Raw genomic sequence first — 19,159 nt, 5'->3', positions numbered from 1 at the left:
GATAGGTTGAGATTATAATAATACCAAATCTTACGCATTCTTGCTACATCTCCTTGAGAGTAGGGAGTAGGGTGAAAACAGATAAGATATCTTGGTTTAATGCCGATAATCGTTACAAAAAATTACTAAACCACTATCATTACTTAATAACTGAAGTCGCATCGGAAGTATAGTATTATTTTAATGTTTTTCCAACTTTTCCCTGTTCCCTGCTATAGTATTAACACTTTACACAATCTTCATATATTAGAAATAATCAACAAATTATTGTAATACTTACAGTAAGGTCTGTACAGCTCTTTATAGCAGTATTTATTCAGTTTTAAATTATCAAGATTTGGTAAAGACGGCATTAACCCTCTAGACAAATCTTTGATCAATTTGCAATTCTTAATTTATTAGGTGTACTTAGTAATCGATCAAACCGTTAAATAGAAATAACAGAAAACTTGAATGATAACTGCAAAAAAACTATTTTTAACTACGGTAGGAACAGCCATTATCGCCTTCTCAACAGGAATAGTAGAAGCTGCTGTAGCTAAGAAAATTGTTGAAACTAATTCTTTCTTGGGCCAAAACAATTCTTTTCAGGTTGACTTTGATGAATATCCTGATGAAATAGATATTACAGAGCTAACTCTAGACCTGTCGCTAAGTCCAAATGCTGACTTTGATTTGGATAACAGATTTTTATCCCCAGGAGAATTCGGATTTGCTTCTCAGGTAAATAATACTAATAATTATTCTATTACCAATTTATTCGTTAGCAATAATCAAAAGGTATTAACTTATTCTTTTGTCACGGAAACATTTAGTGCAAATGATCGATTTTATTTTGGAATTAATATAGACTTTTTTGCTTATAGCTTTTTGCTATTCAATTGCATAATGCTGATGCTGATTTTGCTTGTACAGATAAGTTAATATTTGTAAATTTGGCGTTAAATCATCATGGAATGATTTTGATATGTGTCAAAAAATTTGTTTTAACCTATCAACATTTTCAGATGGGTGCAAATGTGATTATCATCCCGCAATTATGCAACGCCGTACATTTAAATGATCGCCAGTCTGATGCAAGAACTTTTAAAGTAGAAAGCTGAATATCATCATTTGTATCAATAAATATTCTTGAAGCTACTACAATTTTGCTTTGCTTTGCTTTGCAATGGGCAGTCATGTCGTTAATATTTGTGTGAAAAAAAACAGAGCGACCGCTCTCCATGTTTTAAATTATAGCACTGCGCACTCAGGTATTTACAACTAAGAGCTATAAGTGCATCTAGAAAAGGTGTACAACAAACAATGTGTAAATATGCAAGCACGCATTGCTATAACTTATCAATGGGAAGCATCTACTACTTATCAATGGGAAGCATCTACTACTTTTTCTATAGCTTAACTCCTCGAATTGAATAATCTAATAACTCTATTGGATGCATTAAAATCATTTTCTTTCCTTGCAATTCTAAATGCTTTTTAATCTGCAAAGAACATCCAGGATTAGCAGAAGCAATTAATTCTGCACCTGTATTCAACAAATTTTCTACTTTTTGTTGCCCCAACTCATCAGCTATTTCCGGTTGCAACATATTATAAACTCCAGCACTACCACAACACAAAGAAGCATCTATTGGTTCGCGCAACTTCACTCCAGGAATTTTTTGTAATAGTTCTCTGGGTTGCAAACTAATTTTTTGACCGTGTAATAAATGACAAGCATCTTGATAAACTATAGTCAATTCTTCCTCTTCAGTTAAAGGAGAAAGTTTAGCTGTTAATTCTACATTTGCTAAAAATTCTTGCACGTCTTTAACATTACTAGAAAATTCTTTTGCTTTGTCAGAATATTCAGCATCATCTTGGAGAATATTGCCGTATTCTTTCAGAGTATGACCGCAACCTGCAGCATTAATAATAACTGCATCAACACCAGTATTGGCAAAACTATCTATCATTTGTTTTGCCAAAGTATGAGCTTGTTTTGTTTGCCCTTGATGTTCTGGCAAAGCAGCACAACAACCTTGACTTTTAGGAATCAAAACTTCGCAACCATTAGCAGTTAAAACTCTAATTGTTGCCTCATTAACTGGTGAGAAAAATATTCTTTGTACACAACCTAAAATCAAACCGACTCGATAACGTTTTTCTCCTTGAGCAGGGATAACAGTAGGATAATTATCCTGGAAAGAATCAGCAGTAATTTCCGGTAAAATAGATTCCATTGCTGCTAATCTGGGGGAGATTTTTTTCAGCAGTTCAGTAGCACGAATAAATTTCTGGAATCCTAATTTTTGATACGCTAATAGAGGGATGAGTAATGGTCGTAATCTCTGAGGATATGGGAAAATATTAAAGATGAGATTGCGAATAAATTTATCAGGTAATGAACGCTTAATATTTCGTTCTACTTGCGGACGAGTTGCAGCGATTAATTTGTCATATTTAACATTAGATGGGCAAGTAGTTACACAGGCAAGACAACCTAAGCAAGTATCAAAATGTTCAGAGGTAGTTTTATTGAGCGGTATTTCTCCTTTGTTAATAGCATCCATAGCATAAATTCTGCCCCTGGGAGAATCCATTTCTTTACCAATTACCCTATAACTCGGACAAGTTGACAAACAAAATCCACAATGAACGCAAGCATCAATTAATTCTGGTGATGGAGGTTTTTGAGAGTCAAAACTAGGGTTATCTGTTAAAGATTTTAAATGTGGATTTTGCTGTAAAAAGTTGCTTTCTTTAGCAGGAATTTCTCGATTATTTTCGGTGTTTATGTCTTTTATCTGCATATCTTATATTCAAATATTTGTTGATACTAACTTTAACCGATCGTGCTATACATCAATCTTTTTGTCAATCAATAAATAGTAAGTAAGCATTTCCTACGGAATGCTGCGCAAACAGGTGTCAGCTTTCAGCCATCAGCTATTAACTTAATTGCCCTTGAAGGAGGAATCAGAGTTGAAAGATTTAACATAATTAAAAGTCCCAAATAAATTAACTACTTGCTCACAACTCAATATTACTCAAATCCTCAAACTACTAATTCCGCCAAAGCTGACAGCTAATGGCTGTTTGCGCAGCATTCCGCAGGAAATGCTGACAATAGTAGAGAGCAATTACTAGCTCACTTGTAAATTTTTATTATAGCATTTAATAATATTTAATAAAACCAACTTGTTGTAGAGAATTTACCTATAAATAATGTAATTTATGAGTATAACTATCTAAATAGGACAAGCTGTCATATTTGTTTGCAAAAAGTAAGAATTATATACCAAAAAAATTTTATATTTAAAATAAATATGACTATTATAGTTTAGTATTAACCATACTGAAAAATTACAGAGATTAATAATGACTACTTATTTATTTGAAAACTTCTTGGGACTTTCTTTGCCAATGTCAGAACTACAAGAAGTTCCCCCAATAGCAGATGGTCCAGCTTTAGGAAGTTTCAATGCTTTTTTACCAGGAAATACATTACTAATAGAGGGACTCTATGGTGGACTATCAAGCCCTTTATTTCCTGTAGGAGCAGCAGACTCAGAGGGAAACCCTCAAAGCGCAATTCATGTTCATCAGGCTGAAGCAGGTCAAAATGGGGATATTCTTCGCAACTTGACTGTATCAGAATTTGATGATACTACAGGTATATTTCATGGTGCTTTTACTCTCACAGACACAGAAACACAGGCAGCAGAAGCAGACGAGTTGTATATAAATCTGCACACAGAGAATAATCAAAGTGGAGAGCTACGAGGACAGGTTCTTTTAGACGATCTAGAAGCAACAGTTGGTCTAGGGTTGCCCATGTCAGAAGCTTTTGAAGTACCACCAGTAGCAGATACCCCCGCAGAAGGAATAGTAAATGCCATTCTGACTGGTAATAACCTATTAATACAAGGAACTTTTTCAGATTTATCAAGCGATTTATTTCCGGTTGGAGATGAAGACTCAGCAGGAAATCCTCAGAGCGCCATTCATCTGCATCAGGGATTAGCTAATTCTAATGGTGGAATTATTCGTAACTTCGATGTAATTGATAATGGTGATGGATCGGGTGGATTTTTTGGTGATTTTACTTTAAGTCCCGATGAAATAGTAGCTGCTGAGTCTGGAAATTTGTACGTCAACCTCCATACAGAAAATAATCAGAGTGGAGAATTACGCACCCAAGTTCTGCTCAACGAAATAGACCCAACAGGAAATGATCTAGCAACATTTTTACCGATATCAACCGTTCAAGAAGTCGATCCAGTAGGACCTAGTGACGGTTCAGGAACTTTTTATGCAGTTCTCTCTGGCAATACTCTCAATATATCCGGTGATTTTTCTGTTGTATCAAGTGATTTGTTGAATGTCGGACCCTCCGAGGACTCAGAGGGGAACCCTCAAAGTTCAGTTCACCTTCATTTGGGTGGACTTGGTGAGAATGGTGATATTTTACGCAACTTGACTGTGGTTGAAACTGATGGTGTTGGTGCAGGTTTCTTCTCTGGTAGTTTTACTCTGGATGAAACTGAAGTTGCAGCAGTAGAGTCAGGAGAAGTTTATCTTAATCTGCACACAGCAAATAATCCGAGTGGTGAGTTGCGCGGACAGGTTATTTTAGAAGATTTGGATACTGTAATTCCTCAAGAAGATGTGGTTTTTAATGGGGATAACCGTGACAATAATATTTTTGGAGGCACTGGTAACGATAGAATTGTTGGTTTTGCCGGAGATGATTTATTAAACGGGCGATCAGGCAACGATCGCCTTGTTGGTGGTGATGGTAATGACAATCTAATTGGTGCTAATGGAAACGATACTCTATTAGGGCAGGATGGTAATGATGTTTTAGAAGGTCGCCTTGGGTTCGATATATTGCTTGGTGGAGGCGGTAATGATATTCTCAATGGAGGTATTGGTCGCGATCGCCTGAATGGTGGCCCTGGAAACGATGAATTAAATGGTGGAGCTAGTATAGACCGATTTATTTTTAACACCAACCAGGAGTTTGATTCTCAAGATATAGGTATAGACCAAATTAATGATTTTAATAGTGGGCAAGATAGAATTTTGCTTGACTTGAGAACCTTTACTGCTCTAGATAGTTCTCCTGGTATTGGTTTATCTACAGATGATTTTGCGATTGTTTCTAGTGAAGGTGATGCTGCGACTGCTGAGGCTGAAATTGTTTACAACTCTGCTAGTGGAGCATTGTATTATAATACCAACGGTACTGAAGATGGGTTTGGTAGTGGCGCTCAATTTGCCACATTAGACGGCAGTCCAGATTTAGTAGCTAATGATTTTCAAGTTAGATAGAATCTGATCTTACTACTATCAGGACTTACGCATGAGGTACAAAAAACTAGGGGTTTGAGATTGCTTTCCGTCCCGGAATGTTCCGCAAACCCTGTCGCTCGCTTCGGACAAAAATACGTTGTACTGTGTAATTCCTATACTATTCTAAACCACATCTATAGAAGCCATTTGGTATCTTCGGAAAGGCATGGGTTTTTGGCAAAGAAGTCAGTCCTCAGTCGGTGGTGAAGTCAGGAAATTGAGAAATAAAATAGGGGAAAAAAGTTGAAATTTGCCCCCATCTCCCCACACTTCCCACACTCCCAATCATAGAACCCATTTGGGATCTATAGAAGCTCCGATCATATCTTTGCACGCGGTACGGGTTTTTGGCTGCCTTCCTCAGAACTTAATCTTCACAAGTCAAGAAATTCATAAATATAAACAAAGGTAGAAAAATGCTTCTATCTCGCCATCACCCCATCACCCCATCACCCCATCACCCCATCACCCCATCACCCCATCTGCATCAAATTTTATATTTGCTTTATATTTTTCATCTTTTTTTGATCAAAAAAACTGTATTAAAAAATACAAATTATCTGGATTGTATTTTTTCTTAAAATCAACAAAATTCTCTTGACACTTAGATAGATCGGTGAGTAGGATCGGTTTGTTAGATTTAATTCCATGTGACAAAGATCCGTCCCCAAAAAAATTAGTTAAAAATTGATGACAGCTAACCAAATCAAACACCTTAACTTTTCTGGTGGGTACATAGACGCGAAGTATGTGGAAAATGTTGAAAACTATCACATTTATAACCGTACTATTGTGGTCAACCCTCAAGAGTCAGATGCTTACATCAATGAAACTAATCTAAGCATTATTCCAGCTTTCTCATCAACTATCCTCAATGATACAGTCATTAAAGAAGCAAAATCTCTACTTTTGCTTGAGGTTGTAGAAACAAAAAACATTGGTAAGATTGTTTTTGAATCTGGATGGGATCTATTGGGCAACTTCCCTGATTCAGACTTTCCTAAAGATGTACCCCTTTGGAAGTCTCCCCAAGACGAAGCGGGTATCATATAGGTCGATCCATATTTTATGGCAAGGCAATCAACAAAGCCTTGTCACCAAGAAAAATTTGCTGTCAAGGTCAACCTATGGTATGCTCCTTCTCATACAGATTGTGCTATCCACAATCAACATGACTTTTTGGAGATTCATACTCAAGTCTTTGGACAAGGACGAATGCAAAACTTCAAAGTCAAAAAGTTTGATACTCTCTATGAAGATTTGATTATGACAGAGGGATACACCCAGATAGTTCCCTTCTGTGAAGTCCACGAAAACCAACGATATACCTATCCGTGGCACCAGTATTACTCAGATACAGACTGTATCTGGATGGCTATAGAGTATCACCCAAAAAAAAATTCTAACCAAGGAGAATAGTCAAATTATGTCCAACGAAATTTTTCCCAGCGATCGCGTTTATAAATTTCTCACGGTAGAAGAATATTTTGACCGCTACAAAGAATGGGATCAACTGGGATCAGTAGAAAGTCATTCCTTCAATGGGGATAAAAAGACTTTGAGCCTGAAATTCAAGAAGGCCAATGGCAGCGATTGCCTGATGTTGATCGAGGTGGTTCAGAACGATGCATTGCGGGTGCGCTTTAACCCAACCAAATCAACGGAGGCGGAATACAGCAGTTTCAGTCACTTGCTGGAACACCGCAACTTCGAGGCGGACAAGGAAACCAGGCAACAATATATCTTCGGTCTAGATTGCCAAGAAGGCAACGGCCAGATCGTCTTGACAACGAAGTCGGAATCTAACTCCATCGTGATCAAAGTGGTTGTCACCTTAGCTCCCTTCGGAATCAAAGTCTTCAACAACTCCCAATTCAATTCGGAATATGCGGAAATCCCTGTCTGGCAAACCGCAGACACGCCAATTTACTACACTCCCCATTCACTAGACCCCAATAACCCAGAGGATTATGCCATCATCCAAGCGGCGAAGAAGCCTGCCAATGCCAAATATATTGGGTTTGGCGAACAGGGGGGAACCAAACTCAGCAAAAATTGTGACCAGTTGAATTATTTCAACTTCGATAATATGCGGTATCGACAGGTCTACAATCGCGGACCTTTAGATAACCGCGAGCCTCTTTACCACTCAGAGCCGTTCTTTTACGAGTTCAATGGCATTCCCGGTAGCAAGAACGTCAATGCCGTTCTCCTGGACAACCCCTCTCAAGTATTCATCGATATTGGCTATAGCAACTCCGGTCGCTATATGTTAGGCACCCGCTTTGGGGACCTTGACTACTATGTGTTCTTGGGAGAAGACCCGAAGAACATCTTGGATAGCTTTACCGCAATTGTGGGTCGCGCCGAGTTGAAACCACGTTACGCCCTGGGATATCACCAAGGTTGCTATGGGTACGAATGTGCGGCCGACCTCAAGTGGGCTGTGGAAAAATATCGGCAGTATCAAATTCCCCTTGATGGTCTGGCGGTAGATGTGGACATCCAAGAAAACTACCGGACTTTCACCATCAAGCCCGATTACCAAACGAATAAGAACGCGCCCTACGAGCAAACCTTCGGCAGTCATAAGGAGATGTTCAGTTGGTTGCGGTCGCAAGGTGTCAAGTGCAGCACCAACATCACCCCCGTTATCAGTAGCCAAGATAAAAAAGACCCAGGTTACTACTCAACCTACAAAGAGGGATTAGAGAAAGGCTACTTTATCACAGACCAGCGGTACGATGCGGACAATCCCGACAGCAAATACTACCAACTGTGGGGTCTCTATGGTCCTGGTACAGTAGGCTGTCCCAATAATGGCTGGGTTGAAGGTGACAGTTACAACAGTGGCCAACCTTACATCGGTGAAGTGTACTACGGACCAGATGCTAATGGCCAACCGATGGGAAGCCCTGGCCACTACTCAGATTTCGCCCGTCCAGAAGTCCGTGAATGGTGGGGCAAGCAATATACATATCTGTTCGATCAGGGGCTAGAATTTGTCTGGCAGGATATGACCACCCCGGCGATCCGCCAAAACCGTGGGGATATGAAGGGCTTACCCTTCAAACTGCTTGTGAACAGCGACTTTGAAGGAAAAGTGGAGTTGAAGCCAGCCCTCAATGTCTGGAACTTGTACTCCTACAATCTGCACAAAGCCACCTACGAAGGACTCAATAAACTGCCAGGACGGGAGAACACGCGTAACTTTATCATCGGACGGGGTAGCTATGTTGGTTCTCACCGATATGCAGGGTTGTGGACTGGGGATAACTCTTCGGACTGGGATTTCCTCCAGATGAATATTTCCCAAGTCCTGTCTCTAGGTATGCACGCCTTGGCAGTCACGGGTCAAGATATCGGCGGCTTTGAAGAGGCAGCTTATGATAGTGGCAAGTGGGCGAATCCAGAACTGCTGATCCGGTGGACTGGTGCAGGGGCTTTCTTACCCTGGTTCCGCAATCACTACGTTCGTAAAGGGCGCAAAGAGTTCCAAGAACCCTTCCAGTATGTAGAGTGGTTTAATAACTATAAGGGTGGCAATATCCCAGAACCCCAAGACTTGTACCGCATGGTTCCCGACATTTGTCGGCATTACATTACATTGCGCTACCGACTGATGCAGTTGTTCTATGATGCCTTGTTTGAGAACACCCTGGATGGGATGCCTATCTGTCGTCCTTTATTCCTCAACGATCCCCAAGACCAATCCCTCTACAATGATAAAGACGAATTCCTAAACAACGAATTCTTTGTCCGCAAAGATCTGCTCATTGCTCCAGTGTTGCGCCCTCAATATGAAGACAACAACAATGGTCGGCGGGATGTCTATCTGCCCAAAGGTAGCAACTGGTATTGCTTTGTGGACAACGTTATGCCTCTTGGTCCTGCGACAGAAGGTGGCACAACGGTACGAGATTTTGATGCCAACATCAATGTCAATGGCGATCACATTCACTTTATTGTTCCGATCTATGTCCGGGCAGGGGCAATTATTCCGACTATCGAAGTGGAACAATATGTGGGACAGTTGAATGCAGAAGGTAAGCCTAATCCTATTACCCTGAATATCTATCCAGGGGAGCAAGGGGAATACAGTATGTATTTGGACGACGGGGTGAGCCGTTCTTCTGCTCCCAAAGCAGATGTGGACGATCCCAACGCCAACGACGAATATCGCGAGACTAAGATTACCCACAGCTATACTAGCGAAAAGATGCGGGAAATTAAAGTGGAGCGCGTCCACGACGGGTATACGCCTCCTTTCGAGAAGTATTTCTTCGTGGCAGTATTGCACGATCCAAGCGAGCAGCGGGATGCTACTGGTCCGTTGAAGGGTATTACTATTAATGGTCAATATCTGGAAGCGATCGTAGGTAATAGTTCAGAAGAACGCAGTTATCATCTGCAAAATGCTGACAGCAATGCTTGGTATTATAACGATAATATCAACATCAGTTTCATTAAGGTGTTTGATTATTCTGCCTCAATTTCGATCCAGGCAGAATATGTGTAAGCTGTAGGGGCGATATGGTATTCGCCCTGGTTATATGTAGAGTCTCTCGGTTGTAGGGGCGAATGGTATTTGTCCTCCCCGTTGTAGGGGCGAATGGTATTCGCCCTATCAATTAAGATGATGTCCGGATAATAAGCGATAGTTTGTAGTAGGGTTTTCAAGTTGATAGAGATTTTAATGCTGCTATCAACTTGAAAAACTATGTGTATCAGTAGCTTGAGTTCCAAGCGAATTTAAGCCTGTGGAGAGAAGAAGGTTACAGACTGCGGTCGGTGATTCTCATAGAAGCAGGAAGCTAGCTCCAAAGCTTATGCTATAGCTTACGCTTAACCGGAGGTTATCATTCATGGGTAAGTTTGGGTAAGTTTAGTAGAACGGAAATTCCATTTCATTAATTGATAATTGATAATGGATAATTGATAATTATCAGAAGGTTAAAACCGTTACGGAATTGAAGATCAGGAAATATCCTAGCACTTTTCTCTTGGTCGATTGGGTATGGCGAGGAGACTGCTCTTATCAGAGCCGCTCCGAAGATCGCCATCCCACCCTTCGGGAAGCTACGCTAACGACCGCTTTTTCCCCTTAAAAGGGTCGGCTTTAAACCAGAATTATTTAATAATTAATAATTAATAATTAATAATTAATTATTCGGTAACTTTCCTACAAGTTCGCAGAATTATTTCAACTTACCTTTCTTAACAAGAGTTTGATTATGACTACAGTAGATGAAACTAAAAAGGTATGGGAAGAACACATTCAGGCGTGGGATGCACGGGATCTAGATGCCATTATGGTTCACTATACAGAAGACTCCATAATGATTCTCAACAGTACTGTCAAAAGAGGTATTGAAGAAATACGCAATGTTTTTGACAATCTTTTTAAGCTATTTGACAGTGGCGATAATACAATCGCTCCTGTAGTAATTGAAGGAGAAGTTGTCTAATTTACTTGGAACTTTAAACCTGAAGCAGAAGCTGGCAATGCCTATTTTGGAACAGATAGCATGGTTGTTCAAAATGGGATAGTTACATACCAAACTATTGCTTCTCTACTGTATGAAAAATACTCAGTAGTTGAATGAAGTCAGAATTCAGAATTCAGAATTCAGAAGTTAGTTATTTTTGTAACGGAGATTTGAGCTTCGCTCCAAAAATATTTCGCCTTAAAAGGTTGCGCGACCCAATTATTTTGATAACTGAACTTCCCAGATTTGGCGTTGCAAAAATGCGAAATGTAGGTTAATAGTTTTGTGGAATAGGCATCTTGCCCGTTCCCTGTTCCTGCTTCATACAATTTTGCCTTCTGCCTCCTGCCTTCTGCCTCCTGCCTTCTTCAACAATTAAATCCCACCAACAAAAGAATGGGAATTAAGAATATTCTGCGGGTCAAATTGTTGTTTGATTCTGCGCATTATCTCAACACCATTCTGATTATAACCCCAAACATCTAGTTTTTCTTTAATATCTAATGGTGCTGCTAAAACTGTGAGAAATCCACCTTTAGATTCACACCAACGCCGTAATTCTAGAAGAGTTTCGGGAGTAACAGAATTAAATTTTAATTCTCCCAAACCACTACCTGCATGAATTAATCCGAAACCTGTTTCTACTGCCGATCGCTCTAAAGTTTCTACAGCTTCCGTAGGTATAACTCCTATTTTACAGATAATTTCATTTTGCTGAGAATGCCAGATTTGTTGTTTTAATTTTTGCCATAATTCTGCTTTATCATCATGGTAACGGGTGGAATGTAAACCTAAACTATCTCCCACTTTTAATAATTGATTAGATTGCTCTTCAACACTCTCTATTATGCTTTGAAATCTAACCATTAATCCCACACCTTTACCTAAATCTAATTGCTCTACTAATTTAGTTGAAAGTAAGTCAATAGCAACGGGTGTTAATGCTGAAGATAATAAAGTTTGAGTTGCTTTGGCAATGTTATTTTTTGCTCCTACTAAAACAACAGTACCGGATGCTTGTTGTTGAGGATAAACTCTCAGAGTGACTTGACTAATGATACCTAATGTGCCATAAGAACCTGTAAATAATTTCATTAGGTCGTAACCTGCCACATTTTTAACTACCCGTCCTCCCGCTTTCGCAACTTTTCCATCTGAACGCACAAAACTTATACCCAGTAGCATATCTCGTACACCCCGGTAGCGTTGACGTAGGGAACCTGTATCAGCAGTAGCAATGATACCGCCAATAGTAGCAGTTTCTGGATAAGCAGGGTCGATAGCGAGAAATTGACCTGTTTTTGCTAAGGTTTCCTGTAATTCTGCATATTTCATCCCTGCTTCCACGGTAACAGTTAAGTCTCCCACCGCGTGTTCGATGAGACGGTTGAGGCGATCGCTAGTAATAACTATTATTCCCTGTTTGTGATTAGTTGGGTCTACTTTCATTAACCCTCCCCAATGAACTTTGCTACCGTTACCACAAGGTAATATTGCCCAATTATTTTGAGCACAGCAAGTAACTATGGTAGAAAGTTGTGCTTGAGTTTCTGGATAGACGATGCAGTTGATGGTAGTGTCGGGAGCGATCGCCTGTGATATTTGTTGTTTTTTTGTTTGGTCTATATCTTGCCACAAACTAATATTGTCTTTGCCGACAATAGTTTCTAATTCTTGTATGTTAAATGTATTTTCTTGGGAAATCACTATGATTAATTATGAATGGTATTAGTCAAATGATTTTTTTACAGTTAGGGATTTAAAATCATTCCCTTTTCTTTTTATCACATATTTGTTGCATTTATTTGATTGACTTTTTGATCGTTTTATGATAGTCATTTATATACAGGACTTACGCACAAGGCACGAAAAAGTAGCCTTTGAGATTGCTTCCCTGTAGGTTGCAATGACGGAAATACGTTCTACTACGTAAGTCCTAATATAAAAAAATGAACCTCATAGTAATACCAAATTTCAAAAAGTTTGCTATATATCTTTGTAATGAGGAGGTAGAAAGGTAGGGATATAGGGAGATGGTAATCAAATATAGCATTATTATTCAGAAGTAGTCAGTCCAGTAGGGTGCGTTTTGCTGCGCAACATGTTTGCGGAGCATTCCGATAGGAAAAAGCGAAACAAAGTGGAGCGTAACGCACCATTTTTGATGTTGCTGGTGCGTTACGCTATCGCTAACAGCACCCTACTGGTGCGTCAAGCTGAAAATGATGTATTAAGTTAATAAATTAGGAATAAAAAAATTTTAGTCTACTTTGACTGGAGGAGAATAGGAGGAAAAAAATATGCTTACCACACTGCAAAAAAGAAAATGGACGCGCTTGTTTCAAGTCTATGATGCCGATCAAAATGGTACAGTAGAAAAAGACGATTTTGAAGCCATATTTCAGAATCTTGCTAGAGCGCGTAATTTAACTCAGGACATGCCACAATACCAGCAACTCTATGCAAAGTTTATGGAAGACTGGGAATATTTGCAAAAGGATGCTGATCAAAATGGCAACGGTAAAATTGAGCTAGCAGAATGGCTACAACATTTTGAGCGTCGCATCAATAGTCCCAATATATACCAAATACTTGTTGAGATAGCAAATCAAATTTTCGAGTTATTGGATATTGATGGAAATGGGGTTATTGGGGTGGAGGAGTACAAAACTTTTTATTGGAGTTGGCGAATACCGGAAGATTTAGCTGTAGAAATTTTTCTTAAGTTAGACCTAAATGGTGATGGCAGTATCACTAAAAACGAATTCTTGAAATTAGTACGGGAATTTCATGGTAGTGATGACCCTTATGCTCCGGGAAACTTATTTTTTGCTTATTACTAAATAGGGAAATTAATTAGTAATTCTCCATAAGGTAACTGCCAATAGAAAAAATTTTTCTAGTTAATCTCGATAAATATTCATTCAACATTCATTCAACAGAAAACTGAAAAGAAATGAGATTATAGAAGCCAGAATTTTATTTCTTGACACGCCAATCATTTTATGTATACCATTGGCGTGCAATTTATTCTTACCATAAGAAACAAAAATATGCTCACCGAATTACAAACAAAAAAATGGACACGCCTGTTTCAAGTCTATGATGCCGATGGAAATGGTGTAGTAGAAAAAGAGGATTTTGAGGCAATATTCCAGAATGTTGCTAAAGCTCGTAATTTAACTCAAGGAACCCCTGAATACGATAAACTCCATGGAAAGTTTATAGAAGACTGGGAACATTTGCGAAAGGATGCAGATAAAAATAATAATGGTAAAGTCGAGTTAGCAGAATGGCTTGAACATGGCGATCGTCGTATCAATAATTCAGATATGTACCAAACAAATATTGACCTTGCGAATGAGATGTTCGAGTTATTAGATCTGAATGGAAATGGGATTATTAGTTTGGAAGAATACAAAACTATTTTTCAGATATGGCGACTTTCTACAGATTTAGCTGTGGAAACTTTTCCCAAGTTAGACTTAAACGGTGACGGCGGTATAACTAAAGATGAATTCGTGGAATTGGTACGGCAATTTCATGGGAGCGATGACCCCGATGCCCCCGGAAATTTATTTTTTGGTCCTTACTAATTTAAGAGATTAATCCTACTACCATTCCCTCATTAGATAATCCCGAATGGGGGAATTTTTCTATAGTAGATATCCATAAAGACTAGGTATAAAGCTGAAGGAAAATCAAATAATGGAAGCTAGAATTTTAACTAATGAACAAGAGATAATTGAAGCTAAAAAACTAGCTTATGAAGTTCTAGTTAAAGAACAACAATGGGAAATTAAACCAGATAATCCAAGTGGTTTGCAGATCAAATACCTGCCACAAGGAGGAAAGGTTTTATGGGATAACTACGATACTGTCGCTACTTGGTTAGGTGTTTTTCAGGAAAATACTTTAGTAGGGAGTCAGAGAATTTGTAGGAGATTGAATGGGAAGTTCGAGTTAGAATGCTATCACGAATTATTGGATTTTATCAGAGAAGACGATCTGGCAATAGAATCGACAAGGTTTGTATTTGCCAAGCAGTATAGACGGTCAGTAGCAGTTTTATTTTTATTAAAACTTTTATTTCAAATTTTATTAGAAAACGGTGGTTACTTGTTGACAACAGGTTTTTTTCCGAATCCAGGAAAACTATATGTTAATAAATTTGGATTGACAAGACATGAAATACCATTTCGCTATTACCCTGATGACCCAGAGGAAGTTTATCTTTACTATATTAATGGTTACGATCGCCCTTATATAAGTAAAATGATTTCTGAGTTTAATATTTTGTTAGCAAAAAAAGAAAAAAAATTAGAGTATAGGAGTTAGATAGTAAAGAAAATATAAGTCAAAAAAATTGATTTTTACCGATGAAAAATACTTATTTAACTTACTAACTACTCCCTAAAACTTATCACCTAATATTAAACCTGACGATAAGCAATTACAGCATAAAAAGGGTCGCCTCCTCCTAAACCTAACATCTGTAAAAAACTAGGTACATTTGACTTCTGATAAATTACCTCTACTTGACTAAATCCTGGAACCCCATTAGCATTTTTTACACTGTCAAAATAACGCTTAACTAACTCTACTCTTGAGGTTTCTGAACCATCTCGCCAAGCACTAATAGCCTTTTGATAAAACATCCGATTAGAAAAGCTAATAATTGCTATGCCACCAGGTTTCAAGATTCGATAAATTTCATAAAATATAGCATCAGGATATTGCAAATATTGAATAGAAACACAATTAACAACAGCATCAAAATCTTTGTCAGGAAAAGGTAATTTTAAATCCTTGTTTAAATCTTGGATAAAATGATGATTTAATTGACGATTTTTAGCCAACTCCTCCTCATTCATACCATGTCCTTCAACATGAGCAAATTCCATATCCTGTGGTAAGTGAGAAACCCAACTACTCATCATATCCAAAATCCGAGTATGAGGTTTCAAGCGATCGCGATATAAATTTGTCAACTGGTCAATAAACCCTTCATCCACATGAGTAACAAACCTAGGGTAAGAATAAAACAGGCGATCGTCAGAGTCGTCTAACTTTGTGCGTTGATTAGCTTGTAGTAACATAAATAGTCAAGGTGGGTTTACACTACATAATTATTTTATCCGAATATTACGAATTGTAAAGTAGGCTATAGAATAAAATATATATAGCAATAGTTAGAGCGGTTAGGACAGAGACTGATAATAATCTTTAGGCGTTGCTGAATTGAAGTATGAATGCGCGATTGTTTGGTTCTGTTCAAGCCCCCTAAATCCCCCAAAATTGGGGGACTTTTAGAGTTTTATTCCCCCCAAAATTGGTGGGTTAGGGGGGCAAAATTATACCCAGAATCAGCAACGCCGATCTTATGAATGCGCGATTGTTTGGTTCTGTTCAAGCCCCCTAAATCCCCCAAAACTGGGGGACTTTTAGAGTTTTATTCCCCCCAAACTTGGGGGGTTAGGGGGGCAAAATCATACCCAGAATCAGCAACGCCGATCTTTAGACAGAGAAATGTTTTTCAATTTGTTCCCTGTTCCCTGTTCCCTGTTCCCTGCTATGCAACTTCAGTAAATCAAATATTCAACTAAAATATGACCACAACAACTACAGAAAAAATTACAACCAAACTTCCTCCCCTTATTCCCCGTGAAATTTTGTTTGGCAACCCCGAACGTACCAGTCCCAAACTTTCCCCCGATGGTAAATATCTGGCATATATTGCTCCAGATGAAAAAAATGTCTTGCAAATATGGGTACGAACAATAGGTAAAGAAGACGATCGCCAAGTTACCGCCGACAAAAAACGGGGCATTGGTATCTATGTTTGGACTTACAACGAAGACCAACTGATATATCTTCAAGATGCTGATGGAGACGAAAACTATCATCTCTATCAAGTCAATATTCAATCAAATATGGTGCGCGACCTCACCCCATTCCAGGGAGTCAAAGCAGAAGTAATAGATTTAGACCATAATTTCCCCGACCAAATATTAGTGGGTCTGAACCTGAAAAATCCCCAAACTTTCGATGTTTACCGTATCAACCTCAATAATGGTGCAGTAGAATTTGACACCCATAACCCAGGTAATATTGTTGCTTGGACTGCTGATGCCAAATTTCAAATCCTGGCTGCAGCAACTATCACAGAGGATGGAGGTTCGGATTTACTGTATCGCGAAACCACAGAAAAACCTTGGGAAACTATCCGTCACTGGGGACCAGATGAAGATGGAGGCCCGAGTTTCTTCTCCAATGATGGCAAAATTCTATATATATCAGCTAACCATGATGCTAATGCTATACGTTTACTTGCTCTCAACCTTGTTACTCGCGAAGAAAAAGTAATTGCTGAAGACCCCCAATATGACATTGGTGGTATCATAACTCATCCTAGTAATCGTACCATTGAAGCAGTAGGTTTCTACAAAGAAAAATTAGAATGGCAAATTTTAGACGATAGTATTGTTGCAGATTTTGAATTCATGAAAGCATTTCGCAAAGGGGAGTTTCACATCATAGATCGCACTATCAACGATCTCAACTGGTTAGTAGCTTATTTCACCGATGACGGACCAGTTTATTTTTATGCTTACGATCGCACTGCCAAAACAACAACGTTTTTGTTTACGGACCAACCACAACTAGAAGATTTAGAGTTGGCTCCTATGGAACCCATTTCCTACAATGCTAGGGATGGTCTAACTATTCATGGGTACTTAACTAAACCTGTGGGAGTTTCTACTCCAACTTCAGCAGTGCTTTTAGTTCATGGGGGACCATGGGCGCGAGATACCTGGGGTTATAGAGCGGAAACTCAGTGGTTAGCTAACCGAGGTTATGTTGTATTGCAAATTAATTTCCGGGGTTCGACTGGTTACGGTAAAGATTTTCTCAATGCTGGTAACCGGGAATGGGCAGCGAAAATGCACGACGATCTAATTGATGGAGTTAACTGGTTAGTTGAAAAGGGTATTGCCGACAAGGATAAAATTGCTATCATGGGTGGTTCTTATGGTGGTTATGCAACATTGGTAGGGTTGACTTTCACCCCGGAAGTGTTTGCTGCTGGCGTGGATATTGTCGGACCGAGTAACTTGATCACTTTAATGCAAACTATCCCTCCTTATTGGGAACCTTTGAAGAAAGTCTTTTTCCATCGTGTGGGAAATTTGGAAACTGAAGCAGAGTTTTTGAAGTCGCGATCGCCTCTGTTTTTTGTAGATAAAATTGAGAAACCTCTGTTAATAGGTCAAGGAGCAAATGACCCACGGGTGAAAGAGTCAGAAAGTACGCAAATTGTTAAGGCAATGGAAGACGCGGGTAAACCGATCGAATATGTACTATATACAGATGAAGGACATGGTTTTGCCCGTCCAGAAAATCGTTTACATTTTTACGCGATCGCCGAGGAATTTTTAGCAAAATATCTGGGTGGAATATTTGAACCAGTAGGGAATATAGAAGGTCACTCTGGTGTAGTTCGTTAGAGCGGGGGAATAGGGGAGTAGGGGAGCAAATTCCTTGGATAAGAGGTACAGAGATTAACAATTTAACGTTTGTAGTGCGGGCATCTTGCCCGCGATGGGTGCACCTCATATAGCAATGTGCGCTGGCATATTTAGGGCTTGCTGATTAAATATCAAAGCATTGACTGATATTGGTTTGCTGCCTTTTTTTGTCTTTAAAAAGTGCAAGCTTTTCGGTCTAAAAAGCTCATGCATGCTAGTATTTTGGGATGATTATGGCAGAAAAATAAAGGGACAATTTTTACTACTACCTCCTCGCTCATCCCCATTTCTCCTGTCTTCCCCTCCTGGGAGGGGTTAGGGGTGGGTTGTCTCCTGTCTCCTGTCTCCTACCCCCACCAACAGACTTTATGAGCGCAAACCCTATTTACAAATTACAAGAGGTGTCCAATAGCTAAAAGCCTTATATTATCGGTTTTTTATTCCCCCTTCCGGAGCTGTTGCCTGTTGCCTCTCTTGGTGCGCATTCCCTTGCGACTGGCGTCGTCGCGGGGTCGCACCGCTGTTGCCTGTTGCCTGCGCACAGTGCTATAACTTCGGAAACTGCTGTAATACCAATTTGAAAAAAGAATGTTACGAATAATAAGTGCGATCAAAAGATTTTGCAGGAAATTTCTCTTTGACGAAAAAGAGAATTTACGACCTAAAAACTGGTATTGAAGGAATTCCCATACGACTCCTGACTCCTGACTCCTGACTCCTAAGAAATAGCCTAACTATTTGTAGCAAACATTTATCAAATTGGTATAAATACATCCTCTTTCTTTGGTAGTCCTGCGGAGC

14 protein-coding genes are annotated in these 19,159 nt (G+C 39.2%); 10 read left to right on the top strand and 4 right to left on the bottom strand.

What is annotated here, in order from left to right; translation table 11 throughout:
- Window positions 1-453 precede the first annotated feature (453 nt).
- A complete protein-coding gene (locus tag F6K18_RS11795) occupies window positions 454-924 on the top strand; it encodes a hypothetical protein (protein ID WP_287521006.1) in 471 nt (156 codons plus the stop codon).
- Between the two features lie 79 nt (window positions 925-1,003).
- On the opposite strand, the gene F6K18_RS11790 is transcribed toward F6K18_RS11795, so the two are convergent.
- Both F6K18_RS11790 and F6K18_RS11785 read right to left on the bottom strand, forming a co-directional pair.
- Window positions 1,004-1,225: a hypothetical protein gene (locus F6K18_RS11790; protein ID WP_287521005.1), complete on the bottom strand. Its 222-nt coding sequence runs from the start codon at window positions 1,223-1,225 to the stop codon at window positions 1,004-1,006.
- Window positions 1,226-1,391: 166 nt separating this feature from the next.
- Window positions 1,392-2,795, bottom strand: a complete 1,404-nt coding sequence (locus F6K18_RS11785) for a (Fe-S)-binding protein (protein WP_287521004.1) — start codon at window positions 2,793-2,795, stop codon at window positions 1,392-1,394.
- Between the two features lie 568 nt (window positions 2,796-3,363).
- On the opposite strand from F6K18_RS11785, the gene F6K18_RS11780 reads away from it, so the two are divergent.
- The 5 genes from F6K18_RS11780 (at window position 3,364) to F6K18_RS11760 (ending at window position 10,808) form a co-directional block, all read left to right on the top strand.
- Window positions 3,364-5,319 (top strand): CHRD domain-containing protein, encoded by a 1,956-nt coding sequence (locus F6K18_RS11780; RefSeq protein WP_287521003.1) that lies wholly within the window; start codon window positions 3,364-3,366, stop codon window positions 5,317-5,319.
- A 711-nt stretch (window positions 5,320-6,030) separates the two neighbouring features.
- Window positions 6,031-6,393, top strand: a complete 363-nt coding sequence (locus F6K18_RS11775) for a hypothetical protein (RefSeq protein WP_287521002.1) — start codon at window positions 6,031-6,033, stop codon at window positions 6,391-6,393.
- A gap of 15 nt (window positions 6,394-6,408) precedes the next feature.
- Window positions 6,409-6,759, top strand: coding sequence for a hypothetical protein (locus tag F6K18_RS11770; RefSeq protein WP_287521001.1), 351 nt, complete (start codon window positions 6,409-6,411; stop codon window positions 6,757-6,759).
- 7 nt (window positions 6,760-6,766) lie between these two features.
- Window positions 6,767-9,859 carry a TIM-barrel domain-containing protein gene (locus tag F6K18_RS11765; protein WP_287521000.1) on the top strand — a complete coding sequence of 1,031 codons (3,093 nt, stop codon included), beginning with the start codon at window positions 6,767-6,769 and terminating at the stop codon, window positions 9,857-9,859.
- A gap of 715 nt (window positions 9,860-10,574) precedes the next feature.
- Complete coding sequence (locus F6K18_RS11760) at window positions 10,575-10,808, top strand: nuclear transport factor 2 family protein (RefSeq protein ID WP_287520999.1); 234 nt, start codon at window positions 10,575-10,577, stop codon at window positions 10,806-10,808.
- A 396-nt stretch (window positions 10,809-11,204) separates the two neighbouring features.
- On the opposite strand, the gene F6K18_RS11755 is transcribed toward F6K18_RS11760, so the two are convergent.
- The gene (locus tag F6K18_RS11755; RefSeq protein ID WP_375341318.1) at window positions 11,205-12,542 is read right to left on the bottom strand and encodes an FAD-binding oxidoreductase; all 1,338 of its coding nucleotides are present in this window, start codon (window positions 12,540-12,542) and stop codon (window positions 11,205-11,207) included.
- A 587-nt stretch (window positions 12,543-13,129) separates the two neighbouring features.
- Between F6K18_RS11755 and F6K18_RS11750 the strand changes: the two genes are divergently transcribed.
- The 3 genes from F6K18_RS11750 (at window position 13,130) to F6K18_RS11740 (ending at window position 15,167) form a co-directional block, all read left to right on the top strand.
- Window positions 13,130-13,672 (top strand): EF-hand domain-containing protein, encoded by a 543-nt coding sequence (locus tag F6K18_RS11750; protein ID WP_287520997.1) that lies wholly within the window; start codon window positions 13,130-13,132, stop codon window positions 13,670-13,672.
- Between the two features lie 210 nt (window positions 13,673-13,882).
- Window positions 13,883-14,425 (top strand): EF-hand domain-containing protein, encoded by a 543-nt coding sequence (locus tag F6K18_RS11745; protein WP_287520996.1) that lies wholly within the window; start codon window positions 13,883-13,885, stop codon window positions 14,423-14,425.
- Between the two features lie 112 nt (window positions 14,426-14,537).
- Window positions 14,538-15,167, top strand: coding sequence for a hypothetical protein (locus tag F6K18_RS11740; RefSeq protein ID WP_287520995.1), 630 nt, complete (start codon window positions 14,538-14,540; stop codon window positions 15,165-15,167).
- A 95-nt stretch (window positions 15,168-15,262) separates the two neighbouring features.
- On the opposite strand, the gene F6K18_RS11735 is transcribed toward F6K18_RS11740, so the two are convergent.
- A complete protein-coding gene (locus tag F6K18_RS11735) occupies window positions 15,263-15,928 on the bottom strand; it encodes a class I SAM-dependent methyltransferase (RefSeq protein ID WP_287520994.1) in 666 nt (221 codons plus the stop codon).
- Between the two features lie 510 nt (window positions 15,929-16,438).
- On the opposite strand from F6K18_RS11735, the gene F6K18_RS11730 reads away from it, so the two are divergent.
- Window positions 16,439-18,337, top strand: coding sequence for a S9 family peptidase (locus F6K18_RS11730; RefSeq protein WP_287520993.1), 1,899 nt, complete (start codon window positions 16,439-16,441; stop codon window positions 18,335-18,337).
- Window positions 18,338-19,159 lie beyond the last annotated feature (822 nt).

It is taken from the genome of Okeania sp. SIO2C2 (genome assembly GCF_010692625.1).
In the GTDB taxonomy this organism is placed as follows: Bacteria; Cyanobacteriota; Cyanobacteriia; order Cyanobacteriales; family Microcoleaceae; genus Okeania; species Okeania hirsuta.
The sequence above is the reverse complement of the archived record's forward strand: the minus strand, read 5'-3'. Positions and strand labels throughout refer to the sequence as shown.

Excerpts from the sequence above, each read along its gene's own strand:
- F6K18_RS11795 (WP_287521006.1), top strand. The coding sequence starts at position 454 with ATGATAACTGCAAAAAAACTATTTTTAACTACGGTAGGAACAGCCATT.
- F6K18_RS11790 (WP_287521005.1), bottom strand. The coding sequence starts at position 1,225 with ATGGAGAGCGGTCGCTCTGTTTTTTTTCACACAAATATTAACGACATG.
- F6K18_RS11785 (WP_287521004.1), bottom strand. The coding sequence starts at position 2,795 with ATGCAGATAAAAGACATAAACACCGAAAATAATCGAGAAATTCCTGCT.
- F6K18_RS11780 (WP_287521003.1), top strand. The coding sequence starts at position 3,364 with ATGACTACTTATTTATTTGAAAACTTCTTGGGACTTTCTTTGCCAATG.
- F6K18_RS11775 (WP_287521002.1), top strand. The coding sequence starts at position 6,031 with ATGACAGCTAACCAAATCAAACACCTTAACTTTTCTGGTGGGTACATA.
- F6K18_RS11770 (WP_287521001.1), top strand. The coding sequence starts at position 6,409 with ATGGCAAGGCAATCAACAAAGCCTTGTCACCAAGAAAAATTTGCTGTC.
- F6K18_RS11765 (WP_287521000.1), top strand. The coding sequence starts at position 6,767 with ATGTCCAACGAAATTTTTCCCAGCGATCGCGTTTATAAATTTCTCACG.
- F6K18_RS11760 (WP_287520999.1), top strand. The coding sequence starts at position 10,575 with ATGACTACAGTAGATGAAACTAAAAAGGTATGGGAAGAACACATTCAG.
- F6K18_RS11750 (WP_287520997.1), top strand. The coding sequence starts at position 13,130 with ATGCTTACCACACTGCAAAAAAGAAAATGGACGCGCTTGTTTCAAGTC.
- F6K18_RS11745 (WP_287520996.1), top strand. The coding sequence starts at position 13,883 with ATGCTCACCGAATTACAAACAAAAAAATGGACACGCCTGTTTCAAGTC.
- F6K18_RS11740 (WP_287520995.1), top strand. The coding sequence starts at position 14,538 with ATGGAAGCTAGAATTTTAACTAATGAACAAGAGATAATTGAAGCTAAA.
- F6K18_RS11735 (WP_287520994.1), bottom strand. The coding sequence starts at position 15,928 with ATGTTACTACAAGCTAATCAACGCACAAAGTTAGACGACTCTGACGAT.
- F6K18_RS11730 (WP_287520993.1), top strand. The coding sequence starts at position 16,439 with ATGACCACAACAACTACAGAAAAAATTACAACCAAACTTCCTCCCCTT.